This window comes from Microcoleus sp. AT3-A2 (genome assembly GCF_036705685.1).
Lineage (GTDB): Bacteria > Cyanobacteriota > Cyanobacteriia > Cyanobacteriales > Microcoleaceae > Microcoleus.
In genome coordinates this window covers 47,217-68,559 of sequence record NZ_JAUBVF010000012.1, presented here as the reverse complement: position 1 = coordinate 68,559, position 21,343 = coordinate 47,217, and the positions used below count along the sequence as shown (strand labels likewise).

At 44.9% G+C, this 21,343-nt stretch carries 18 protein-coding genes and 1 riboswitch; of the genes, 9 read left to right on the top strand and 9 right to left on the bottom strand.

Features of this window, described 5'->3' with window-relative positions:
- The first annotated feature begins 131 nt into the window (after positions 1–131).
- Both QUB37_RS09925 and QUB37_RS09920 read left to right on the top strand, forming a co-directional pair.
- Complete coding sequence (locus QUB37_RS09925; protein WP_333161417.1) at positions 132–299, top strand: metallothionein; 168 nt, start codon at positions 132–134, stop codon at positions 297–299.
- A 290-nt stretch (positions 300–589) separates the two neighbouring features.
- Positions 590–850, top strand: coding sequence for a DUF7219 family protein (locus QUB37_RS09920; RefSeq protein WP_006631574.1), 261 nt, complete (start codon positions 590–592; stop codon positions 848–850).
- A gap of 116 nt (positions 851–966) precedes the next feature.
- Here the strand turns inward: QUB37_RS09920 and QUB37_RS09915 are convergent, their stop codons facing one another.
- Positions 967–2,043: a metal ABC transporter solute-binding protein, Zn/Mn family gene (locus QUB37_RS09915; protein ID WP_333161415.1), complete on the bottom strand. Its 1,077-nt coding sequence runs from the start codon at positions 2,041–2,043 to the stop codon at positions 967–969.
- A 90-nt stretch (positions 2,044–2,133) separates the two neighbouring features.
- Between QUB37_RS09915 and QUB37_RS09910 the strand changes: the two genes are divergently transcribed.
- Complete coding sequence (locus QUB37_RS09910) at positions 2,134–2,853, top strand: metal ABC transporter ATP-binding protein (protein ID WP_333161413.1); 720 nt, start codon at positions 2,134–2,136, stop codon at positions 2,851–2,853.
- A gap of 96 nt (positions 2,854–2,949) precedes the next feature.
- The gene (locus QUB37_RS09905; RefSeq protein ID WP_333161411.1) at positions 2,950–3,786 is read left to right on the top strand and encodes a metal ABC transporter permease; all 837 of its coding nucleotides are present in this window, start codon (positions 2,950–2,952) and stop codon (positions 3,784–3,786) included.
- A gap of 157 nt (positions 3,787–3,943) precedes the next feature.
- Here the strand turns inward: QUB37_RS09905 and QUB37_RS09900 are convergent, their stop codons facing one another.
- From QUB37_RS09900 to QUB37_RS09885, 4 genes are all read right to left on the bottom strand, one after another.
- Entirely contained in the window at positions 3,944–5,032 is a 1,089-nt protein-coding gene (locus tag QUB37_RS09900; protein ID WP_333161409.1) for a WD40 repeat domain-containing protein, read from the bottom strand.
- Between the two features lie 137 nt (positions 5,033–5,169).
- Positions 5,170–6,141, bottom strand: a complete 972-nt coding sequence (locus QUB37_RS09895; RefSeq protein WP_333161407.1) for a GTP-binding protein — start codon at positions 6,139–6,141, stop codon at positions 5,170–5,172.
- Positions 6,142–6,323: 182 nt separating this feature from the next.
- Positions 6,324–7,358, bottom strand: coding sequence for a cobalamin biosynthesis protein CobW (cobW, locus tag QUB37_RS09890; RefSeq protein ID WP_333161405.1), 1,035 nt, complete (start codon positions 7,356–7,358; stop codon positions 6,324–6,326).
- A 368-nt stretch (positions 7,359–7,726) separates the two neighbouring features.
- Positions 7,727–8,137, bottom strand: coding sequence for a DUF1636 domain-containing protein (locus tag QUB37_RS09885; RefSeq protein WP_333161403.1), 411 nt, complete (start codon positions 8,135–8,137; stop codon positions 7,727–7,729).
- A gap of 22 nt (positions 8,138–8,159) precedes the next feature.
- A riboswitch (cobalamin riboswitch) is annotated at positions 8,160–8,306 on the bottom strand.
- A gap of 361 nt (positions 8,307–8,667) precedes the next feature.
- On the opposite strand from QUB37_RS09885, the gene QUB37_RS09880 reads away from it, so the two are divergent.
- Both QUB37_RS09880 and QUB37_RS09875 read left to right on the top strand, forming a co-directional pair.
- Positions 8,668–10,644, top strand: coding sequence for a serine/threonine-protein kinase (locus tag QUB37_RS09880; RefSeq protein WP_333161401.1), 1,977 nt, complete (start codon positions 8,668–8,670; stop codon positions 10,642–10,644).
- A 31-nt stretch (positions 10,645–10,675) separates the two neighbouring features.
- Positions 10,676–11,971 carry a serine/threonine-protein kinase gene (locus QUB37_RS09875; protein WP_333161399.1) on the top strand — a complete coding sequence of 432 codons (1,296 nt, stop codon included), beginning with the start codon at positions 10,676–10,678 and terminating at the stop codon, positions 11,969–11,971.
- Here QUB37_RS09875 and QUB37_RS09870 read toward each other — a convergent pair.
- The 3 genes from QUB37_RS09870 to cynS all read right to left on the bottom strand — a co-directional run bounded on the left by QUB37_RS09870 (position 11,963) and on the right by cynS (position 14,660).
- A complete protein-coding gene (locus tag QUB37_RS09870) occupies positions 11,963–12,634 on the bottom strand; it encodes a type IV pilin-like G/H family protein (protein ID WP_333161397.1) in 672 nt (223 codons plus the stop codon). The two genes, QUB37_RS09875 and QUB37_RS09870, sit on opposite strands and share 9 nt — an antisense overlap.
- Positions 12,607–13,989, bottom strand: a complete 1,383-nt coding sequence (gene clpX, locus QUB37_RS09865; protein ID WP_333105768.1) for an ATP-dependent protease ATP-binding subunit ClpX — start codon at positions 13,987–13,989, stop codon at positions 12,607–12,609. The genes QUB37_RS09870 and clpX overlap by 28 nt, the downstream gene beginning before the upstream one ends.
- A 227-nt stretch (positions 13,990–14,216) precedes the next feature.
- Positions 14,217–14,660, bottom strand: a complete 444-nt coding sequence (cynS, locus tag QUB37_RS09860) for a cyanase (protein WP_333161395.1) — start codon at positions 14,658–14,660, stop codon at positions 14,217–14,219.
- Between the two features lie 446 nt (positions 14,661–15,106).
- On the opposite strand from cynS, the gene QUB37_RS09855 reads away from it, so the two are divergent.
- Complete coding sequence (locus QUB37_RS09855) at positions 15,107–15,451, top strand: slr1659 superfamily regulator (protein WP_333161394.1); 345 nt, start codon at positions 15,107–15,109, stop codon at positions 15,449–15,451.
- Between the two features lie 147 nt (positions 15,452–15,598).
- Positions 15,599–17,737, top strand: coding sequence for an ATP-binding protein (locus tag QUB37_RS09850; protein WP_333161391.1), 2,139 nt, complete (start codon positions 15,599–15,601; stop codon positions 17,735–17,737).
- 591 nt (positions 17,738–18,328) lie between these two features.
- Here the strand turns inward: QUB37_RS09850 and QUB37_RS09845 are convergent.
- Positions 18,329–18,586 (bottom strand): hypothetical protein, encoded by a 258-nt coding sequence (locus QUB37_RS09845; protein WP_333161390.1) that lies wholly within the window; start codon positions 18,584–18,586, stop codon positions 18,329–18,331.
- Between the two features lie 102 nt (positions 18,587–18,688).
- Here QUB37_RS09845 and QUB37_RS09840 point away from each other — a divergent pair, with 102 nt between their 5' ends.
- Positions 18,689–21,274 (top strand): PAS domain S-box protein, encoded by a 2,586-nt coding sequence (locus QUB37_RS09840; protein ID WP_333161388.1) that lies wholly within the window; start codon positions 18,689–18,691, stop codon positions 21,272–21,274.
- Positions 21,275–21,343: the final 69 nt, after the last annotated feature.

The window sequence follows — 21,343 nt, the reverse complement described above, 5'->3', positions numbered from 1 at the left end:
TTTAATTCTCATTTTCATTTTACTGCGATCACCAAACCTTTTGTAACAAAACTTTTACATTCCCTTGACGTATATCTGAATATGTGTTCATATATAATTACAGACAAACAACCCCACCAGGAGAATGTAAAATGACTACCGCCACCCAAACAAAATGTGCCTGTCCTTCATGTTCGTGCGTTGTCAGCCCCAGCGAAGCCATTGAAAAAGAGGGCAAAACATACTGTTCCAGTGCTTGCGCTGACGGGCACCCCAACGGTCAAGGCTGCGGCCACACCGGCTGCGAGTGCCACAAATAAATATTCGGTTTCAGAAAAGGTTAATCAACAAACTGCCAAATATATCTCAAGGGAGATGCGAACACCGCATTTCCCAATTTTTTTGCTTTTAGGTTAAACAAAAGTTAAGATAAAGCTAACTTAAGGTTAAGACTGCATTAATAGACTAAATACAGAGCGAAAAAGCACAATTGCTACTTACGCAATACAATAGAAGCAAGTTAGCGCCGCGATACTGAGTAGAAATAGTGCTATTAACAGCAGAGACCGAACCAAAAGTTGAAAACCAAAAGTTAAATTAGGAGGGGGCAATGAAAGAGCGGGAAGATTTTTTACATCCTCGCAATCGCTACTACGGTGATTTCACGCCAGAAAACTTGGCGTTTAATGCCAATTTGCAGGAGTTTGCTCAAAAAATAACTTATATTTGCTCGCTAGAAACTGGGGGTAAAATTAGCGCTGAGAAAGCCTATAAAGATATTAAGATGCTTTGGAAAGACTTAAAATCCTCTAAGAAGCAATTGGGAATTGGCCAAAAACCCCCCAGTACCGAGGAGCAAAATTCACCTTAAAGTCATCGCAGCAAACGCAGCGTTTGCAATCGAAAACCCCTGCGATTGCAAACGCTGCTTTTTGCTTCGTACCCAGCAAAGGTAAGATGCTTGCTAGTAGGCGAACTTTAGAAAGTCTATGGTTTGGGAGTTGGTGCAGTTTCTCCTGCAAAGGAAGTACAATTGCCACCGAGGCCAGAAATAATCGCGCAAGTATTAGTTTTCAGCATTCCCTGATATGTATCAGCACCTGTGCCAGGGCCGCCTAACTCGTCGCTGTAAAGTTCCTTGTCGGAAATTTCGACATTTGCCTCCCTCGCCACAGTCTCCATCAACTTCGGATTAGTTGTAGTTTCGGCAAAAATTGTTGGCACTCCTGCCGTCTTAATTTCTGAGGACAATTCGGCAATTCTTGCTGCGGTGGGCTGTTCCTCTGTCGTCACACCCTGCAAAGCTCCAGCCATCTCCAAACCGTAAGCATCGGCATAGTAACTCAGAGCATCATGAGTTGTTACTAACTTGCGTTTTTGGGCGGGAATAGTCGCAATTTGAGCTTTTATCCAAGTATCTATTTTTTGCAACTCATCTGTTAAGCTGGCTGCATTTTTTGTAAAAAGTTGAGCATTGGTGGGGGAAACTTTGATCAATTCATCCCGAATTGTTTCTACCATACGGATGCCATTTTGAGGGTTATGCCAAACGTGAGGGTCAGGGACTTTTTCGCCTTCTGCATGGGGTTGATTTTGGGCTTTCTCTTCGCCGTGTTCGTGCTCGTGTTCGCCTATCAGCGGTTTGGGAACTGCGAGTTCATGTACGGCGATTTTGGGTGCGGAATTACTGCTAGATTCAATTAACTTAATGATGCTGGGTTCGTGGTTGTAGCCGCCGTATAAAATCAGATTTGCTGTTTCAATCGCTTTGCGGTCTTCCGGCTTAGTTTGGTAGGCGTGGGGGTCGTCTCCCGGCTTAATTAGACAGGTGGTGTCGATCGAACTTTGAGCGATTTCTTTAGTTAAGTTGCAGATAACGCCAGTCGTGGCGACGACTTTGGGCAAGTTGGCGGCGGGACTGGCTGGAGTTTGAGTTGCGGCCGGACTCTCTGGCGTCCGATTGCTGGCGTTCTGTCCTCCACTGCACCCAACCACCCCGCAGCCGATTGCCAAAACAGCCGCACCGCACAATCTGCCGCTTTTTCCAGCCCAGTTCTTTAACATTTTCACCTTTGGAACGATAATCGTTATTGCTTTTTCGAGTTATCCTATTCTAGTAGCTACGAGCAAGAATCGTTCTCAAAATCTCGAATTATGTTAGAAGTGCAAGACTTAGCTGTCAATTATCGAGGAATTTCGGCCCTCAACAGCGTGAATTTCCAGTTAGAATCGGGGCAATTAACCGGTGTGTTGGGCCCCAACGGCGCGGGGAAAAGCACGATGGTGAAAGCGATGCTGGGATTGATCCCGGCCTGTCGGGGTTTGGTGAAATATCAGGGGCGGTTGTTGAAGCAACAGTTATCGCGGGTGGCTTATGTGCCGCAGCGATCGCAAATTGACTGGGATTATCCGATTACTGTGTGGAATGCGGTAATGATGGCACGAACTGTCCAGACTGGTTGGTTTCGCAGTCCCTCGAAACACTCGCAAGAATTGGTGAAAGCTGCTTTGCTGCGGGTGGGAATGTGGGATTTGCGCGATCGGCAAATTGGCGAACTCTCTGGCGGACAGCAGCAGCGGATTTTCTTAGCAAGGTCGATCGCCCAACAAGCCGATTTATTCTTCTTCGACGAACCTTTCAACGCGATCGACCAAGCCACCGAAGAAATTCTTTTCGATATTTTTGCCGAACTAAAAGCAGAAAATAAAACCCTGCTAGTAATCAGCCACGATTTAGGCGAAACTTTAAAACAGTACGACAATTTATTATTGCTAAATAAGCAGTTAATTGCAACTGGTTCCTGCCGGGAAGTCCTCACCGCCGCCAATATTCAAAAAGCCTATGGATACGATTTAAGTTTAGTTTCGGCGTAAGCAAAAAAAGATTTATCTTTAAAGTTGATTGTGGCACGGGCGTCCCGCCTGTGCAGTTGATTGTGGTTGAAAAAATCCTATTATTGACCTAATTCAATGTTAAATTTGCTAATTGAGCCGCTAAAATTCGAGTTCATGCGAAATGCGATCGCCGTCGGCGTTTTGCTGGGAATTCTCTGCGCCGTTGTTGGATCTTATTTAATTGTACAGCAAATGGGAATGATGGTTGACATGATTGCCCATTCAGTATTAGCAGGATTGCCGATTGCTTTTTATTTAGGTTTCAATATTTCGATCGGCGCGTTTATATCGGGAATTATCAGCGCGGTAATAATGACCTGGATACAATCGCAATCGCGCCTAAAAATTGATGCAGTTATGGCATTAATTTTGTCTACATTTTTAGCAATTAGCATCACGCTGATTAGCCTATTGCGGACAACTAAATTAGACTTAGACGGGTTTCTGTTCGGGAATATCTTGTCAGTTGCACCTGCCGATGTGCAGCAGACTTTTGTGATAAGTTTGATAATTTTGGCGACGGTTAAAATCTTTTACAAAGAACTGCTATTCTATACTTTTGACCCTCTGGGAGCGCAAGCGTGCGGTTTGCCTGTAAACTGGATTTATTTGGGGATGATTTCGGCGATTACGCTGACGATTGTTGCGAGTTTGCAAACTGTAGGGGCGCTATTAGTAATTTCGCTGTTAATCGGGCCGGGAATAACGGCGTATTTGTTGGTAAAAGAGCTACACTTAATGATGGGATTAGGAGCTATTATTGGGATTATAGCTAGCGTAACTGGTATGTATCTCAGCTATTATTTGAATATGCCGTCTGGTGCGGCAATTGTATTAGTTGTTTTTGGGTTATTTTTAGTAGCTTTGCTGTTCAGTCCCAGTCAAGGGATTTTGACAAGAAAGAGGGGATAACACTCCAGGACACACTTCGACACTGAGAAACCGGGTTTTTTACTCGATACGGTCTGCAACGAAGTAGACGCTGGAAAAACCCGGTTTCTGGGTTCCGTGGGTAAGTCCTAAAGTTTTCAATTGTATATGTTTTGGTCAAGCGGGTGCGTATGCGAACTTAGCGTCGCCCGAAGCCTTTGTCGCGCATAGACTTTGACCAAACAAGCAATTCGCCTCCACAGCCGCCAGCGGCGAGAAACTGGCCTTCGGGATGCCATGCGAGACAGGAAAAACCGCCCTCTGCACCTTCTAGAATTTGCAGCAATTGTTCTGCTTCGTCCCACAAACAAACTTGACCATCTGCGGCTGCGGAAGCTAATAAAAATGTGGTAGGTTGAAAGGCGATCGCATTTACAACTTTTTCATGAACTTCTAACCCCCAAGAATCCCAACCGACACTTTCATCAGCGTGTTTTTCCCACACTGAAATGCCTTCAGAACTCGCAGCAGCTAACAAAGGCGCACCCAAGGAATTAGTTTTATCCGACCAAGCTAACTCCCGAACTTTCCCCGGAAAACCCTGCATTACCCACGGTTCAAAATTGCCCCATTCACTAACAATTAGAGTATTGTCCATATTGCCGCAAGCTAAATATTCCCCTTGTGGCGACCAAGAAACTGCACCTGTGGCGGAGGGTACTGATAAAATTTCCGGGTCTTCGTCCCAGTCTTCACCATGCCAAACTTTGACACCTTGATAGCCGCTAACTGCCAGATATTGAACCATAGGATGCCATGCTAAATCTAAGATAGATGATGAGTCGAAATTGAGCGTTACTTCAACAACATTATCCTCAGCATTCCATACTTGAACGTAGCGGCCCATACTGAAAGCTAACTGGTTGCAGTTGGGACTCCAAGCTAACTTATCCACCCAGACGCGCTGGTTATCCAAATCAGCAATTAATTCCCCAGAATTAACGCGCCAAATTCGCACTTTTCCATCTTGTCCGCCAGCAGCTAGGAATTGACTGTCGCGGGAAAAAGACAAGCAATCGGCTGATTTACCCGTGGCAGTTTGTAGCGTTTGCAAGGACAATTCATTAACTGCCCCTACTTTCGCCAGCATCACTTCGCCCGCAGCGGAACAGACTGCTAAAGTTGTGCCATCCGGCGACCAAGTAACAGCAGTTATGTAGTCAGACAGCATGGCTTCGGCATGAATTTCCAGGGTTTGTTCACTTTTATTTGTCTTTTTGTTACCCATATTTATTGAATCTGAGATGTTGCACTCTTCTTAAGAACGGGCAAGATGCCCGTTCCACAAGTGATGAATTTTCTTCTTGTGGAACAGGCATCTTGCCTGTTCCTAAAAGGCTTATTAAAAATGCTTCAAGATGTCAGTTAAACCAGGCACTTACGAAAATCCTCTCGCAATTGATTTTCGTTTAAGTTGCGACCGATGAATACAAGCTCGTTTTTCGGAGTTTCGGTAGCTTTCCAAGGTCTATCTGGTCTGCCATCAAACACCATGTGTACTCCTTGGAAAACAAATCGCTTGTTGTCTCCGGCGACATTCAAAATGCCTTTAGTCCGAAAGATATTCTGGCCTTGAGTTCGCAACAATTCCTCAATCCAATCGCTAAATTTGTTGCCGTCAATGGCGCCGGATTCTACTATTGCTACCGAGGTAACAGTTTCGTCGTGTTCGTGAGTGTGTTCGCCCAAAAAGTCGGGTTCGATTTCTAATGCCCGGTTCAAATCAAATGCTTTGACGCCCAACAAAGCATCCATTTGTAATTCAGCGTTGCGCGTGCGGTGAATTTTTGCCATTGCATTCATGGCGCGAATTCGCTTTTCTAATTCTGCCAATTCTTCCTCTGTCACTAAATCAGTTTTGTTGAGCAAAACTACATCAGCGAAGGCAATTTGTTCTTGAGCTTCGTCTGCGTCCCAGTGCTGCCAGATGTGCTTGGCATCGACTACGGTGACAACTGCGTCTAGCAGCAATTTGTCCCGCATATCTTCGTCTACAAAAAATGTTTGAATTACGGGTGCGGGGTCGGCTAAACCTGTGGTTTCGATGACTATGTGATCGAATTTGTCTCGCCGCTTCATCAAGTTGCCGATAATCCGAATTAAATCGCCTCGGACTGTACAGCAAATGCAGCCGTTGTTCATCTCGAAAATTTCTTCATCGGCATCAATTATCAGTTGGTTGTCGATGCCTACTTCGCCGAATTCGTTGACGATGACTGCAACTTTTTTGCCGTGTTCCTGTGTTAAAATGCGGTTCAGTAGCGTGGTTTTGCCTGCACCCAGATAGCCCGTGAGAACGGTAACAGGAACTGATTCGATCGCCCCAGCAGTCACCATACTTGACCTCGATTATTGTACAATGATAACCATTATCGCTATTGTACACCAGACTTGCTGGCAGCGCCCACAATATTAAATAATGTTAATAAATTGTTCGTGAGAGCTTGTAGGGGCGAGTTTTACCAATAATATTTGCTGCAATTCAAAATATCGATAAACCCGCCCCTCTGAGAGGACAATTAGTTGTTAATCATAGCTGCAATTCGATCGCGCTCTAACTCTCGACCGATCAGCACTAATTTGGTTTGGCGGAGTTCGGAAGGTTGCCAAGGGCGATCGTAAAAATATTCTATGCGCGAACCCACACCTTGCAACACCATCCTCATCGGTTTCTTGGGAACCGCCACAAACCCTTTAATCCGATAGATTTCCTCCTGCTGCATCAAGGATTGCAGTTTTTTCACCAATGCTTCAGGTTCAAATTCGCGATCGGCAATAAAGAAAGTCGAGTTAATATCATCATCATGTTCGTGTTCCTCCTCAGTGTCGTGGTGACTCGGGCGAGACTCCAAATCATCCTCAACCGCCGCATTAAATCCCATTAGCACATCAGGGTTAATTTCGCCACTTTTGCAGGGAACAATTTTCACACTCGGACGCAACTCTTGTTGCAACCAGCTTTGGACTTTCTTGTGAGTTTCAGCATCTACGCGATCGACCTTCGTTAAAAGTACCATATCGGCACAGGCTAACTGGTCTTCAAACAATTCCTCGATCGGAGTTTCGTGATCTAAACTATCATCTGCTTGTCGCTGTGCCATCAAAGCATCGATATCACCGACAAAAGAACCGCTAGCAATAGCTTCGCAATCGACAACAGCAACAACACCGTCTACTGTAGCACCGGTGCGAATTTCCGGCCAGCGAAAAGCTTGAATCAAAGGTTTAGGAAGTGCGAGACCCGAAGTCTCAATTAAGATACAATCAATTTGTTCTCGGCGCTTCAACAATTCCTGCATAGTCGGCAAGAATTCCTCTTGAACAGTGCAGCAAAGACAACCATTTGTTAGTTCTACAATATTGCTGCTAACATTTTCTTCTTCGTCGCAAACTTGGCAATCGCGCAGCAATTCTCCGTCAATTCCGATTTCGCCAAATTCGTTCACCAGAACAGCAATGCGGCGACCTTGATTATTTTGCAATAAGTGGCGAATTAAGGTAGTTTTGCCGCTACCAAGAAAACCAGTGATGACAGTAACAGGGATTTTGTGCATTGATAATTTTGTGCTTATTTGATGGTGGGATATCTCGTTCCCAAGCTCTGCTTGGGAATGCTAATCTAGAGGCAGAGCCTCGCTGGAATAAACGAGCGCTTTTAATACGAGGCAGAGCCTCTGCATATGTGTTACCAGACCGAGATCGTAGGTGACAACTTAAGACTGAAATCTACAATAAAAGTCGCTTTTAAGCGAAGTCTAGATCCCCCTAAATCCCCCTTCTTAAGGGGGACTTTGAGAATATTTCTTGTCCCCCCTTTATTAAGGGGGGTTAGGGGGGATCTAGATTTCGATAACAACAAGAGAGACGATCGGTTTGACGTTAAGTTGTCACCAATGGGCAGAGCATGGTAACGAGAAAGGCTCTAATTTGCGAGCGGAGGAATCTTTGCTAAAACGCCTTTTTTCAGAGCTTGAGGGCGCTCAGACCAAGGCAACAAACCGTCCGGTTTAGCATAGTATTGACCCGCGCATTCTAGTACAGCCTCGACGCTTTCCAACTCATTTGCTGGTAAATCACCAAACAGATAAGTATACTTTCCAACAGCAGCAAAAGACACCGCACAAGAGTGACTGCAAGCACTCATGCACTCAACCTCTTGAATCTCAAACTTATCAGAAAACTCCCAATCTTTAGCGAGTTGCGACAAATTTTCCATAAATTGTTGACCGCCGCTTTTACCTTCGCGCTTGCCGTTTTTCCAAACACTAGCGCAAGCCGTGCAAACAAATAAACTGTGCTTTGTGCGTACAGCCGTGTTAATTCCATCCATCATCCGTACCTCGCAGATGCGTTCAAAAGTGAGTTAGATATCGGCGGGCATTCTGACTTGAGAAACCACAACGGTTTCATTACAGTTGCGGGACAGCGCCGGACTTGCACCGAACTTTCCCCGTTTCCTCTAACGGCTGCTCCCCGCTAGAACCGATCGCGAAATCACATCATACCGCACTTGCCGCCTTTTTGGAAAAAAGTTATGTTGGTAATGTCGATCTATCCCAAAAAAAAATAACTCTTTGTGGAACAGGCATCTTGCCTGTTGCTGACAGGATATAACCCATCTAAAAAAACTTCAATGTCGATCTATCCCAAAAAAAAATAACTCTTTGTGGAACAGGCATCTTGCCTGTTGCTGACAGGATATAACCCATCTAAAAAAACTTCACTGTTTGTGTAACAGATATCTTGCCTGTTAATGACGGGCTCGAAGCCCATCTAAAAAAACTTCACTGTTTGTGTAACAGATATCTTGCCTGTTAATGACGGGCTCGAAGCCCATCCCACAAGAACATTACTACAAACTATATGAACCCCTTCCCCGATTTTTCCACTCACGGCTATCAGATTGAAAAAGAACTCGGACACAACAGTCTCGGCGGCCGAGTTACATACTTAGCGAAAAATACGAATACTCAAAAATTAGTTGTAATTAAGCAATTTCAATTCGCTCAATTAGGTGCTAGCTGGACAGAATACGAAGCTTACGAACAAGAAATTAAAGTTTTGCAAAATCTGGATTTTCCGGGCATTCCCCGCTATCTCGATTCTTTTCAAACTGACAGCGGTTTCTGCATGGTGCAGGAATACAAAAATGCCGAATCTGCTGTCGCGCGGACTTTTTCGCCGCCGGATATCAAGCAAATTGCGATCGCCACTTTAGATATTTTAGTTGACCTGCAAGCTCAGAAACCCCCGATAATTCACCGCGACATCAAACCAGAAAACTTGTTAATAGATGACGAACTCAATGTTTATTTAGTTGACTTCGGTTTTGCGCGGTTAGGAGGTGGAAATATCGCGGCTAGCAGCGTCGTCAAAGGCACGATGGGATTCATGCCACCGGAACAAATGTTCAACCGAGAATTAACCAAAGCCTCGGATCTTTACGGCTTGGGAATAACGCTGATTTGCTTGTTAACTGGTACGAAATCTGCGGATGTCGGTAATTTAGTTGATGCCAATTATGGCATTCATTTCCGGCATTTAGTACCGCCATTGCAGCAGGGTTGGATGAATTGGTTGGAGAGGATGGTAGCGCCGAGATTGCAAGACAGATATCCATCGGCTGCGGATGCTTTAACTGCGCTAAAATCTTTGGATGTCAGCAGCTTGCCGAAAGTGATAATTGAGCGCGCTCGGCTTAAATTTACCACCACAGAATTAGGGGAAAAAATAACACGAACCGTGAGGGTAAGCAATCCAATTCCCAATACGATTTTAGCAGGTAGATGGGAAGTAGCACCGCATCCAAACGACCCGCCTCATACTCCTTACGACCATCCTTGGATCTTCTTTAAAACCTATAAGTTTGAAGGCAATGAGGTTGAGTGCCAAATTACGGTAGATTCGAGCAAATTGCTAGCAAACAAAACTTATCATCGCCAGATTATACTGCACGCTAATTCTGAGCCCGATTCCCACAAAATTGCTATTGAAGTTACAACGGCTAGTCTTCCCCAAGCTAAACAAATGCCATCTTTATCTAAAGATAGACTGAGTTTTATGTTTTTGTTTATCTTAGTCGGTTGGCTGCTGAGTAGGCAAATAGATATACAGAGTCTTTTTATGCTTGTAACTCTGTTAGTCACGGGATTTGCAGCAGCAGAAAAGACGCTCAATGCAGAAGTGAATGGAACTGAAGTAAATTCGTTTGGCTCTGTATTTGGAGCTACTTTGGGAATTACAGCAATGGTTCTTGTAGCAAAGACTTTTGAATCGATTATTGGTAGTGGTTTTACTAATAGTATAGGTAAAGCAACCGCTTTGCTAGTTTGCTTTGTGGTGTCAGCTTTAGTTGGTGCTTCAGTTGGCAGTGTTGCGAATAGTAGGGGTGTGACAATCGCGGCATTTGCAGCTTCTGGACTTGTGATTTTCTCTTCTTTGGTTTTTCTGCTGTTGGGAATGTCGGAATCACCTTTTGGAGTTGGTATGGGAGTGATCTCTTTTATTTTAGCTAGTTCTGGTTGCTGTCTGTTAGTTTATGCGTTAGCTCAACCTAGGATTCACGAGCAGCTTAAAAGAGGTTTTTTGAAGCAAGATGCTGTGGCGATCGCATTTCTCACCGCTGGCTTTTGCCTCAGTTTAGGAGCCGGATCTTCACATTTTTTAAACTTGGCAAATGAGATAGAATCGGTGGAAGCAGGTAAAATTTTAGCTGTAGCAGGAAGTGCGCTCGTCCCTCTCGCCGTCACCGCTATTCCATTACTTAACCTGATTGTTTTTAAAAGAAACAGAATCATTGCCGAATATCGTAAATCCAAGCCATATTTGATTAAACCATAACCACCGTACTTTTCTAGTAGCACATTATCTGATGAACACATACCCGGATTTTTCCAACTACGGCTATCAAATAACTCGCGAACTCGGACACAATCGCGCAGGGGGTCGCGTTACCTACCTCGCTACCGAAATTAATACAAAACGTTCCGTGGTTGTCAAACAATTTCAATTTGCCCGCACCGGTGCCCATTGGTCGGAATATCAAGCTTACGAAAAAGAAATTCAGATTTTGCGAGAACTCGACCATCCCAGCATTCCCCGCTATTTAGATTCTTTCCAAACCGCGTCGGGTTTCTGCATGGTGCAAGAATACAAAAATGCCCCTTCCTTGGCAAATCCGGCGCACTGGAATCCAGAACAAATCAAGCAAATTGCTATCTCTGTTTTAGAAATACTTAAATACCTGCAAAACCGCGTTCCACCAGTCATCCACAGAGATCTAAAACCAGAAAATATCTTAGTAAATGACCGGATGAATGTCAGTCTTGTCGATTTTGGATTTGCGAGAATCGGAGGTGGAGAAGTTGCCGCCAGCAGCGTTGTCAAAGGCACGCTAGGCTTTATGCCGCCAGAACAAATGTTCAACCGTCAGCTAACAGTTGCATCGGATTTATATAGTCTGGGTGCCACCCTGATTTGCTTGCTACTCAAGATAAATTCTACCGAAGTTGGCAGCTTGATGGATGATACCGGGCGCATTAATTTTAAAAGTCGTTTCCCGCAGCTAACTCCCGAATTTCTTGACTGGCTGCAAAAAATGGTAGAACCTAATTTTAAACACCGCTACGCCGACGCTGATGTCGCCCTCAATGCCTTAATTCCGCTGGATGTACTTCGCCAAAATAAAAAGTCAAGATTTGTACTTATCCGAGTCGGGTTCCTGACAGCAAGTGCGGCAATTATTTCCTCATTTTTCATGAAACCTGTTGAACCTCAGAAATTCGTTAAACCTGAGAGAGTAGCACGTCAACAGATATTAAATCCCCGTACTCACGTGGCGCTGACAACACAGATACAATCTAATCAATCGACGCCAGAATCTAGTCAATCGACAGATATTATTTCCCTGAAAAATCGAAAGCAAGTTTATTTTAGTGTAAATTTGGTTCGCTTGCCAAGAGGAGAATATGAAAGTGTTTGTAAGGTACTCGACTCTGAAGGAAAATTGGTGGCCCAGGGTCAATCTATTTTAAACACATCAGAGGATAGATTGAATACTTGGTGCTGGTACAAATTTAAGGATGGTGACGAACCGGGGGATTGGAAGTTTGAATTTTATTTAGAGGGTCAAAGAATCGTGCAGAAGAGTTTAAAGGTATTACCTTGAGATGAGAGTTGTACCTGCTGGACACATAATTTGATTGTTGTAAAAAGTTGGCAGAGTAGAAGGTAATGAAATACCGCGAACAGTTTCACAGATGCCAGCAATTGTAGTCGCATACTCCCTAGTATCTTCTTTGAATGCAAATACTACTCCTATGTAACTTTTGTCGTCAGTATTTTTAGGTTCGGCGATCGCAATTGTACTCTCAAATTTGGCTAGTTCGAGCTGGTTGAGGAAGCTTTGCACGGGGCCCATTGATGACACAAGTTTGTAATTATATTTATTTTCAGTTTTCCCAATGTTTTTAAATAGTTCAGGAGAATCGTTAAATTTCTCATTCTCTGCATAGTATGCTTGCTGATATTTATTGACAGCAGCAAGACCTGGTTCTGGTTTTGAAAATCTACTATAGCTTATATTTACGAATAAACCGCTTAAATCAAAATCGTAAGCAGCTAGTAGGCTAAACAAAACGCTGCTATAAATCAAAGTTCGCACCAGGAAACTGGATGCAGGAAGTCTGGAAATTTCGCTTCTATTAGCTAAATAGGGTGGCAATTTTTTAGCTGTCATGGCTACTTTAGTTATGATAATTGTTTGTAGGGTGGGCAGCGGGTGGGCAGTACCCACCCTACCAATTATGCAGTTTCGTGCTGTTTGTGCCATGCGGGATGCCACAGCAATTCAGCAGTCGATCGCTTCTCGACCATTTCAGGAGTAATCATACAATTAGCCACATCCTTACGAGAAGGCAACTCGTACATGACATCGAGCATTAACTCTTCTAAAATGCTGCGGAGAGCTCTGGCGCCAGTTTTGCGACGATAGGCCTCCTGGGCGATCGCCCGTAGCGCTTCCGGCTGGAATTCCAATTCCACGCTGTCCATCTTCAACAGCTTTTGATACTGCTTCACCAGCGCATTCCGGGGCTCAGTCAATATCTGCATCAAAGCTGCTTCATCCAGCGGCGAAATCACCGTCACCACCGGAATCCGCCCCACAAACTCAGGAATCAAACCAAACTTAACTAAATCGTCCGGCTGTACCTGCTGCAAAATATCAGCGGCCCGCTTATCCTTCGCCGGCAAAGTTGAATTGCTGTCGCTTTCTGTGGGCTGAATAAAGCCCAAGGATTTTTTACCCAAACGCTGTTCAACTATTTTTTCCAAACCGACAAAAGCACCGCCGCAAATAAATAGAATTTTGCTAGTGTCAACTTGAATAAAATCTTGGTAAGGATGTTTGCGGCCGCCTTGCGGGGGCACGTTAACCACTGTTCCTTCCAACATTTTTAGCAGCGCTTGCTGCACTCCTTCTCCCGATACATCCCTGGTGATCGAAGTGTTTTCGCTTTTGCGAGCAATCTTGTCAATTTCATCAATATAAATAATGCCCCGCTGCGCCGCTTCAACATCAAAATCGGACATTTGCAACAGCCGCAGTAAGATATTTTCTACATCGTCGCCGACATATCCAGCTTCTGTCAGTGTCGTCGCATCGGCTACCGCAAAAGGGACTTCGAGCATTTGCGCCAAACTTTGCGCTAACAAAGTTTTGCCACAACCTGTGGGCCCGACTAGCAGGATGTTGGATTTTTGCAGTTCTACATCGCTGTCAGGGGAAGACTTGTCGCTATCTTTAGCTTGGTCAACGCTCAAGCGCTTGTAGTGGTTATAAACTGCTACAGAAAGGACTTTTTTTGCTGAATGCTGGCCGATGACGTGGTTGTCTAAATGCTGCTTAATTTCTGTTGGTTTCGGAATTTGAGCTAAAACAATTTTCGATTTATTCGATCGACCCGGACGCCGCGTTCCTTGTCCCTGAGACTCTCGCACCTCTGATTGGGGAATCTGTTGACCAATTGTTTTACTGGAGTCAAAAAACTCCTCCTCTAAAATTTCATTGCACAGTTCCACGCATTCATCGCAAATGTATACGCCGGGCCCAGCTATTAACTTGCGGACGTACTCTTGCGACTTGCCGCAAAAGGAGCATCTGAGATGAGAGTCATATTTTGACATATTTGCCTCTTAATTTACGGTTGCGGTTGCTTGTTTCGACTGGGGAAGTTGCCGCAGGAGTGACCTTAGCTTTGCCCTAGAAGGGTTTCCCGATCGGACACCCAAGCCAGTCAAGCTTCGCGATCTCTATTTCTAAGTTAACACTTTTGAGGCTTTAGTCATTAGTCATGAGTCATTCGAGCAAATTTAAATTTTTCATTTTCACTTGAAAATAAAGTGACCCGGGCTTACCATTTTTTGTATTCCAAAAATTTTCCAGACATAATTATTTTCACTCGATCGCCTTTTGGGTCTGCTTCTTTCTCGACATCCAAAGTAAAGTCGATCGCGCTCATAATCCCGTCACCAAATTTTTCGTGAATCACCGCTTTGAGTGGCATCCCGTAAACCTGCATAATTTCATAGAAACGATAAATCAGCGGGTCAACCGGAACCGAGTCCTCCAAAGAACCTTTTAACGGAGGTTCACAGAGAACCGCACCCGTCTCGCTATCTAGTCCCAAAGCCGAGACAATTTTTTCGGCTTCATCTTCAGATGCGGTTGCTTGACGGTAAATAACCGCCGCAATCCAAACTTCGTCGCGTCCCAAAACTTTTTCCAAATCTGCAAAACTAATTCCCTTAGCTTTTTTAGCCGCCAAAAGTTTTTCTGTAATTCCTGAAATTGCCATTAAATATTCTCCCCTTCACTTCTGTGTCAGATGTGAAATATTTCTCACATTTTGGGGATTTTGTCAATACCAAATTGAGAAAGAAAATCGAATTGATAGCTCGGAACTTCAGCAAAAGTTGGTCTCCTTAACCCCCACAACTCATACAATTTGAGATTTGAGATTTGAGATGTTAGATAGGCAATGACTTATGGCTACCAGGGTTGAGAGCTAATCAACAGTTGCATTCTTTTTGCCAACTGGTATCACAACCGCTAAATCCTAAAATAACTCATAACTGCCCTGGGGCAATGGTACAGTTGGCAGTATATGTAATAAAAGTTACACACGCAAAGGCATTGGGCATTCGGCAAACGGCTGAATTTTGATCGTGCTAGCCTGAAGCTCAATCCTCGCTCACGCAGCAACAGCCCCTTTACCACTCAAAACCGGCAACTGACAAAAGTATGGAGATTCAGACCAAAGATTACACGATCCAGTACGATCGCACTACGCAAACAGTCACCTGTAGCGGATCATTCCGACTCAGCCAGGTGGAAGAATACGCACCGATCGTCGATCTGCTCAACGAAGTGGCTGACTCCTGCCCAAACACGGTGACTCTAGACTTGCGAAAGCTAGAATTTTTAAATAGTTCTGGAATTAATATTGTCTCAAAATTTGTGATCAAAGTGCGCCAGCAAAAAAATATTCAAATCGCCATCAAAGGTTCTAAACAGATCCCCTGGCAGATAAAATCCCTGAAAAACTTGCAGCGGCTGATGCCTTCCTTGCACTTAGAATTGGAATAGTATCGAAAAAGGTAAACAGGAATCCCCGGCTAAGTCCGAGAACCAGGATGAGGGTGGCTGAAGTTAATCGGAATAAGTCATAGTTAAACTAGCACAAAACCCTAAAAAACTTCAGAACCGACTAAAAATTACCAATTTTCTATTGCTATGCAGGAAGAACCATCGACAGAACAGCTACTTTTCGACGTTCAGCGGCTGAGTGCGGAACTTGAAAACTTGAAGCGCGAAAAGGTTGACCTAGAACTTTTGCTGGAGACTACCACCGAACATTCAGATACGATGGAAGCTCACTTACTGAGCAAAGCTCAGTTGGCGCTGCGTTCAAGCGAAGAGCAGTTTCGGGCGATCGCCGCGGCAACTCCCGTGCCGATATTAGTTTCTCGCCTCTGTGACGGCTTAATTCTGTATGCGAACGCTCAATTGGCTTCTCTCCTGAGCATACCCCTAGAAAAATTGATCGGCTGCAGCACTCCAGACTTTTACTTCAACCCCGCCGATCGCCCAAAGGTACTTGAGGCACTTGCTAAAGAGGGATACCTGCAAAACTACGAACTCCAATGCAAAAAATCAGACGGCACCGCTTTCTGGGCGATGATCTCGGTTCAGTCGCTGATGTTTAACGGCCAGCAGACGGCATTGTGCGCCTTGTACGACCTCACCCAGCGCAAGGAAGCAGAACAAACCCTCCAAGAGAGCGAAAAGCGGCTCCGCCGCCAGAGTTTGGCTTTGTTGCAGCTAGGTCGCCAGAGGACTCTCAACAGCGGTGCGCTGAATGTGGGAATTCGCGAAATTACCGAGGCTGCAGCCCGGACTTTGGATGTGGAAAAAGTCAGCGTCTGGCTTTACAACCATGGAAGATTTGGAACTCGCTACCCCAGCGAGCCCCAGCTAAACTTTACGGAGAGAGTGCTCGCCCACAACCAAACAGAGGCACTCGATACAGAGACCGCTGCCCCAGAGCAACACGAGGAGGTGAATCATTCTAAGTTTAAAATCCCCAACCTCAAATTAGTTTGTCTCGATGTGTACGATCGCACCCAGGAGAATCATTTGAGCCGGGAGTCCATATCGGCAAGCGATTTAAATTTGTCAATTTTAGATGTTGAAGGCGACGCACCGGGCGAAAATTTGCGATCGGACAATGGTTTAGAACCGACGACAAAGACTCAAAACTCTCTACAAACAAATTTGTCCCACTCATCTTCGCTAGCTGAACATTCCGCTGTGCTGCCAAATGTCAGCAAGCCGAATTCATCCATATTAAATGTAGCAATTAGGCTCGGTGGGCAGATCGTGGGCATCCTCTCTCTCGAACATATGGGCGTACCTCGCCAGTGGGCTCTGGAGGAGCGCACCTTCGCTGATTCTTTGGCAAATTTGGTAGCGCTGGCGATCGAAGGATTTGAGCGCCAGCGGGCTCAGGAAGCCCTTTCCAAAGCCAAAGCGCAGCTAGAAATGACCGTCGATCAGCGCACCGCTCAACTCACCGCCGCCAATAAACTGCTCCGCATCGAAATTGCCGAGCGCAAAAGAGCCGAAATAGCCTTGCAAGAAGCCTTACACAAAGCTGAAGCAGCTTCGAGAGCTAAAAGCACTTTTTTAGCCAATATGAGCCACGAGCTGCGGACGCCGCTCAACGCGATTATCGGTTACAGCGAAATGCTACAAGAAGAAGCACGGGAATCGGGACTCGAAGAGATCATTCCCGATACCCAAAAAATTTATAACGCCGGCAAACACTTGCTGACTTTAATAAACGATATTCTAGACCTTTCTAAGATAGAAGCCGGTCGGATGGAGCTTTATTTAGAAAAATTTGACCTCAGTAATTTAATAGAAGAAGTTGTTGCAACTTTGCACCCTTTGGTCGAAAAAAATCACAATCAATTGCAGGTTTCTTGCTCTGAAAATTTGGGAGTGATGTATGCAGATTTGACTAAAGTCCGGCAAATTCTGTTCAATTTGCTCTCGAATGCCCTGAAGTTTACCGAAAGTGGAACCGTTCTGTTAAGCGCGACTCGCGAACCAGCAGGCGACAGCGATTGGGTTTATTTGCAGGTATCTGATACGGGGATTGGAATGTCGGCCGAACAGCAGCAGGGTTTGTTTCAACCTTTTATTCAAGGGGACGCTTCGACTACTCGCAAGTACGGTGGCACCGGTTTAGGATTGGCCATTAGCCGCTTGTTTTGCCAGATGATGGGCGGCGATATCACTGTTGAGAGTGAGTTGGATGTTGGCTCTACTTTTACTGTTCATTTAAAGACAAAAGTTGAGATTAGTTAGAAGTAAGTTGAGCAACTAGCAATGTAGGGTTTTTAAGGGATTTAACGGGTGGGGGTTTTGCCAGGAATTGTGTACCGGATTTAACGGATTTAACGGATGGTAAAAGATGGAATAATTCCCAGATTACCCATTCCCCAATTACCAATTACCTATTACCAATTACCCATTCCCTTTTTTATTGTGACACCGATCGCGATCAACCTCTGTTGTCGATCACACAGTAACATTTTTTTTCAGCCTAGAATACCTATATTATTCCAAGATTGTCCTGCAGGCACGATCGGGCGCCTCGCTGCATTCACAAGTCCCACCTCAACCTAATTAAGGCGGTGGGGGGTTGCTTCCAGAAAGGCAATTTGGTAAAAGTAATGCTATGGTCGCGAAGCAGTAGAAGGGAAAATTTAACAGGAAATCAGGAAGTTTCAAAAGTCTCTGGACGCAGAAACACAATTCTGCTTTTTGCCTTCATACTGCTTCTACGGGCGAGATAGCACTGCTGCTGAAAGCAATGCACAATTTCTCAGAATCAAAGGAGTGCATCTACATGATTAAACCTTGCAGTCAACCGCTAAAAATAAACCCTTTTACTTGTTATCGCGATCCGGCTACAGGCAGGTGGACTACTGTAGTTACAAGTGTTCCAAACACTTGCGAAACAGACTCTAGTTTAAAAGCAGAAGCCGAAGGCGAAAACGAAGGTAAAGCAGAAAGGATCGTTTCTGCTTCGCCTGCTGTCTCGGTGTCGAAAAAAGTCCTTTCTTTCTCCGTGCCTCCGTTTAAACACCGTGCCCAAAAATCTGCTGTTAGTGTCAGCAGGTAGCTATCGCAGGGGTCTAATCTAGTTTCCACGGTTAGTCCCCGGCGCTCGTCAAACCAAACAAAACAAACTTATCCATAGCCTAAACTGCCAAAAAGCGATATACTGGCAGCAAACTTTCTCCTTCAATATCCGTGAAGTATTTGCTCGATCGCTGCCTCCACTTTGTATGGACAGACCGACCAATTCGCCAGCGGGGAACAATCATCGTTGCTATCCCCATTATTTTTCTGTTTGCTTCGCTGCTAGCAATTGCAGGCCTCCGCGATAGTACCCTACAGATAAGAAAGCGAGCAGATACTAATAAGGCAATACTTCAGGAAACTAACCGCTTGTTAACCCTCGTGGTGGATGCGGAAACGGGCCTTCGGGGTTACGGGTTGACAAAGCGCCGCGAATTTCTATCACCCTACTTAGAAGCCAAGAAGAGTTTGCCTGCGCTGCTGGCTAAACTCAAGGTTATGGTTCAAGAAAACAAACAGCAAGCTCAGCGATTTGCAGCTATAGAAAAAAGTACCGAACAGCATATAAATTTCTTGCAAAACACTTTGAATAAGCTCGATAGTTCGGCAACAAGCGTGCAGTCGCCGGAAATAATTGAGGTGTTCACTCAAGGCAAATTGAGGAGGGATAACCTTCGGGCAAAAATTAATGTGTTTGCTAATGCCGGCGAAGCCTACCAGAAAGCTGTTGATCGGAAAATACAGGAGTTGATAGATTTCATTAATTTCGTGCAATTTGCTGGTTTGCTTTTCGGGTGTTTGGGCGCAGGGGTTTCCTGGTATTTATTTGATAGTTTAGAGAAGGAATTGAGCAAGCGGGAAGCTGGCTTGGAAGAAAGTAAAAGTCGCATTCAAGCTGTGGTAGACAATGCGGCTGACGGTATTATTACTTTGGACGCACAGGGAAATATTGAGTCTTTTAATAGGGCAGCAGAAAAGATTTTTGGCGAGAAAGCCGATCGAATAATTGGCTCGAACCTGCGACGGCTGATAGCTCTACCGCAGCCGTACAGCAGCGCGGGGGATTATTCGATCGAATATTTTGTGTTAAATCCCAATGCTAAGCTGAAGGCTTACCAGCAAGAAACAGTTGGAGTTCGCAACGACGGAACTAAGTTTCCGATGGAGTTGGCTATCAGCGAAATGCGTCTGGCAAATCAACACTTGTTTATTGCGATTTGCCGCGATGCCAGAGGACGGAAACAAGCCGAGGAAACTCTGCGAAAGCAAGCGCAAATGCTGGATTTGGCGAACGATACGATCGCCGTACTAGACTTGAACGGGGCGATTTCTTATTGGAATTTGGGGGCGAAGTGGCTCTACGGGTGGCGGAAGTCGCAAGCAATCGGAAAAAATATTCACGAGCTTTTACAAACAGAATGGGCCCAACCTTTGGAGGCAATTCAAAAAGTGTTTTTCGAGAAAGGTTATTGGCAAGGGGAACTGGTACGCACCAAGGCAGATGGCACAAAAATAACGGTGGCAAGCCGATGGACTTTGCAGTACGACGATCAAGATCAACCGGTGGCTATTTTGGAAATTAGCAATGATATTAGCGATCGCAAGCGATCAGAAATTGCTTTAGCCCAAAGCGCGCAGCGGTTTCGCGCTACTTTTGAGCAGGCGGCCGTCGGCATGGCCCAAGTGACTGTGGAAGGCAAGTTTCTGTTAGTTAATCAAAAACTTTGCGAAATTTTGGGCTACAGCCGCCAAGAATTGGTGGAAAAAAGATTTCAGGAGATTACTTTGCCCGAGGATTTGGAAAGCGAACTGAAATATTTGCGCCAATTGTTAGCAGGAGAAGTTGAAAATTACTGTATGGAAAAGCGCTACATCCGCAAAGACGGAGAGTTGGTGTGGGCAAACTTGACGGTTTCGCTGCTGCGAGAACAAGATGGCAGTCAATTTCTGATGGGTGTGGTAGAAGATATTAGGGAACGCAAACAAGCTGAGGAATCGCTGCGGTTGCACACTCAAGAATTGACTTGGACGGCGCAGATGTTGGCTCAAACGACGAATGTTTTGAGAAAGCGGAATCAAGAATTAGACCAGTTTGCTTATGTAGTTTCTCACGATTTGAAAGCGCCACTCAGGGCGATCGCAAATCTCAGCAGTTGGATAGAAGAAGACCTCAGCGAGTCGATGACAGAGGATACTCTGCACCAAATGAACCTGCTGCGCGGCAGAGTTCACAGGATGGAAGGTTTGATTGAGGGACTGCTGCAATATTCCCGCGTCGGACGGATTCAAGTGCCTTCGGAAATGGTAAAAGTTGAGAATTTATTAGCAGAAATTATTGATTCGTTGGCGCCCCCGTCTGGATTTGAGGTGAAAGTTGAACCGGGAATGCCAACTTTTGTGACAGAAAAATTGCCGCTACAGCAGGTTTTTTCTAATTTAATTAGTAACGCAATTAAGCACAACCGAGCTGAATCGGGTCATGTAACAATATCGGTTAAAGAGTTAGATGATTTTTACGAGTTTTCTGTAGAGGATGACGGGCCGGGGATTGCTCCTCAATATCACGATAAAGTTTTTGTAATTTTTCAGACCTTGGAAGCTCGCGATAAAGTTGAAAATACTGGGATTGGTTTGTCGCTGGTGAAAAAAATTGTTGAAGGTCAAGAGGGCACTATTTCCCTAGAATCTGCTGAAGGTGAGGGAGCAACTTTTCGGTTTACTTGGCCGAAGCAACCTATTAGCCAAGACGGAAAATAAAACAACTTTAAAGGTAGGATGTTTACGGCTCACCGCGCTCCAAAGAGTAAATGTAGGGTACACCCAAAC

Excerpts from the sequence above, each read along its gene's own strand:
- QUB37_RS09925 (WP_333161417.1), top strand. The coding sequence starts at position 132 with ATGACTACCGCCACCCAAACAAAATGTGCCTGTCCTTCATGTTCGTGC.
- QUB37_RS09920 (WP_006631574.1), top strand. The coding sequence starts at position 590 with ATGAAAGAGCGGGAAGATTTTTTACATCCTCGCAATCGCTACTACGGT.
- QUB37_RS09915 (WP_333161415.1), bottom strand. The coding sequence starts at position 2,043 with ATGTTAAAGAACTGGGCTGGAAAAAGCGGCAGATTGTGCGGTGCGGCT.
- QUB37_RS09910 (WP_333161413.1), top strand. The coding sequence starts at position 2,134 with ATGTTAGAAGTGCAAGACTTAGCTGTCAATTATCGAGGAATTTCGGCC.
- QUB37_RS09905 (WP_333161411.1), top strand. The coding sequence starts at position 2,950 with ATGTTAAATTTGCTAATTGAGCCGCTAAAATTCGAGTTCATGCGAAAT.
- QUB37_RS09900 (WP_333161409.1), bottom strand. The coding sequence starts at position 5,032 with ATGGGTAACAAAAAGACAAATAAAAGTGAACAAACCCTGGAAATTCAT.
- QUB37_RS09895 (WP_333161407.1), bottom strand. The coding sequence starts at position 6,141 with ATGGTGACTGCTGGGGCGATCGAATCAGTTCCTGTTACCGTTCTCACG.
- cobW (WP_333161405.1), bottom strand. The coding sequence starts at position 7,358 with ATGCACAAAATCCCTGTTACTGTCATCACTGGTTTTCTTGGTAGCGGC.
- QUB37_RS09885 (WP_333161403.1), bottom strand. The coding sequence starts at position 8,137 with ATGATGGATGGAATTAACACGGCTGTACGCACAAAGCACAGTTTATTT.
- QUB37_RS09880 (WP_333161401.1), top strand. The coding sequence starts at position 8,668 with ATGAACCCCTTCCCCGATTTTTCCACTCACGGCTATCAGATTGAAAAA.
- QUB37_RS09875 (WP_333161399.1), top strand. The coding sequence starts at position 10,676 with ATGAACACATACCCGGATTTTTCCAACTACGGCTATCAAATAACTCGC.
- QUB37_RS09870 (WP_333161397.1), bottom strand. The coding sequence starts at position 12,634 with ATGGCACAAACAGCACGAAACTGCATAATTGGTAGGGTGGGTACTGCC.
- clpX (WP_333105768.1), bottom strand. The coding sequence starts at position 13,989 with ATGTCAAAATATGACTCTCATCTCAGATGCTCCTTTTGCGGCAAGTCG.
- cynS (WP_333161395.1), bottom strand. The coding sequence starts at position 14,660 with ATGGCAATTTCAGGAATTACAGAAAAACTTTTGGCGGCTAAAAAAGCT.
- QUB37_RS09855 (WP_333161394.1), top strand. The coding sequence starts at position 15,107 with ATGGAGATTCAGACCAAAGATTACACGATCCAGTACGATCGCACTACG.
- QUB37_RS09850 (WP_333161391.1), top strand. The coding sequence starts at position 15,599 with ATGCAGGAAGAACCATCGACAGAACAGCTACTTTTCGACGTTCAGCGG.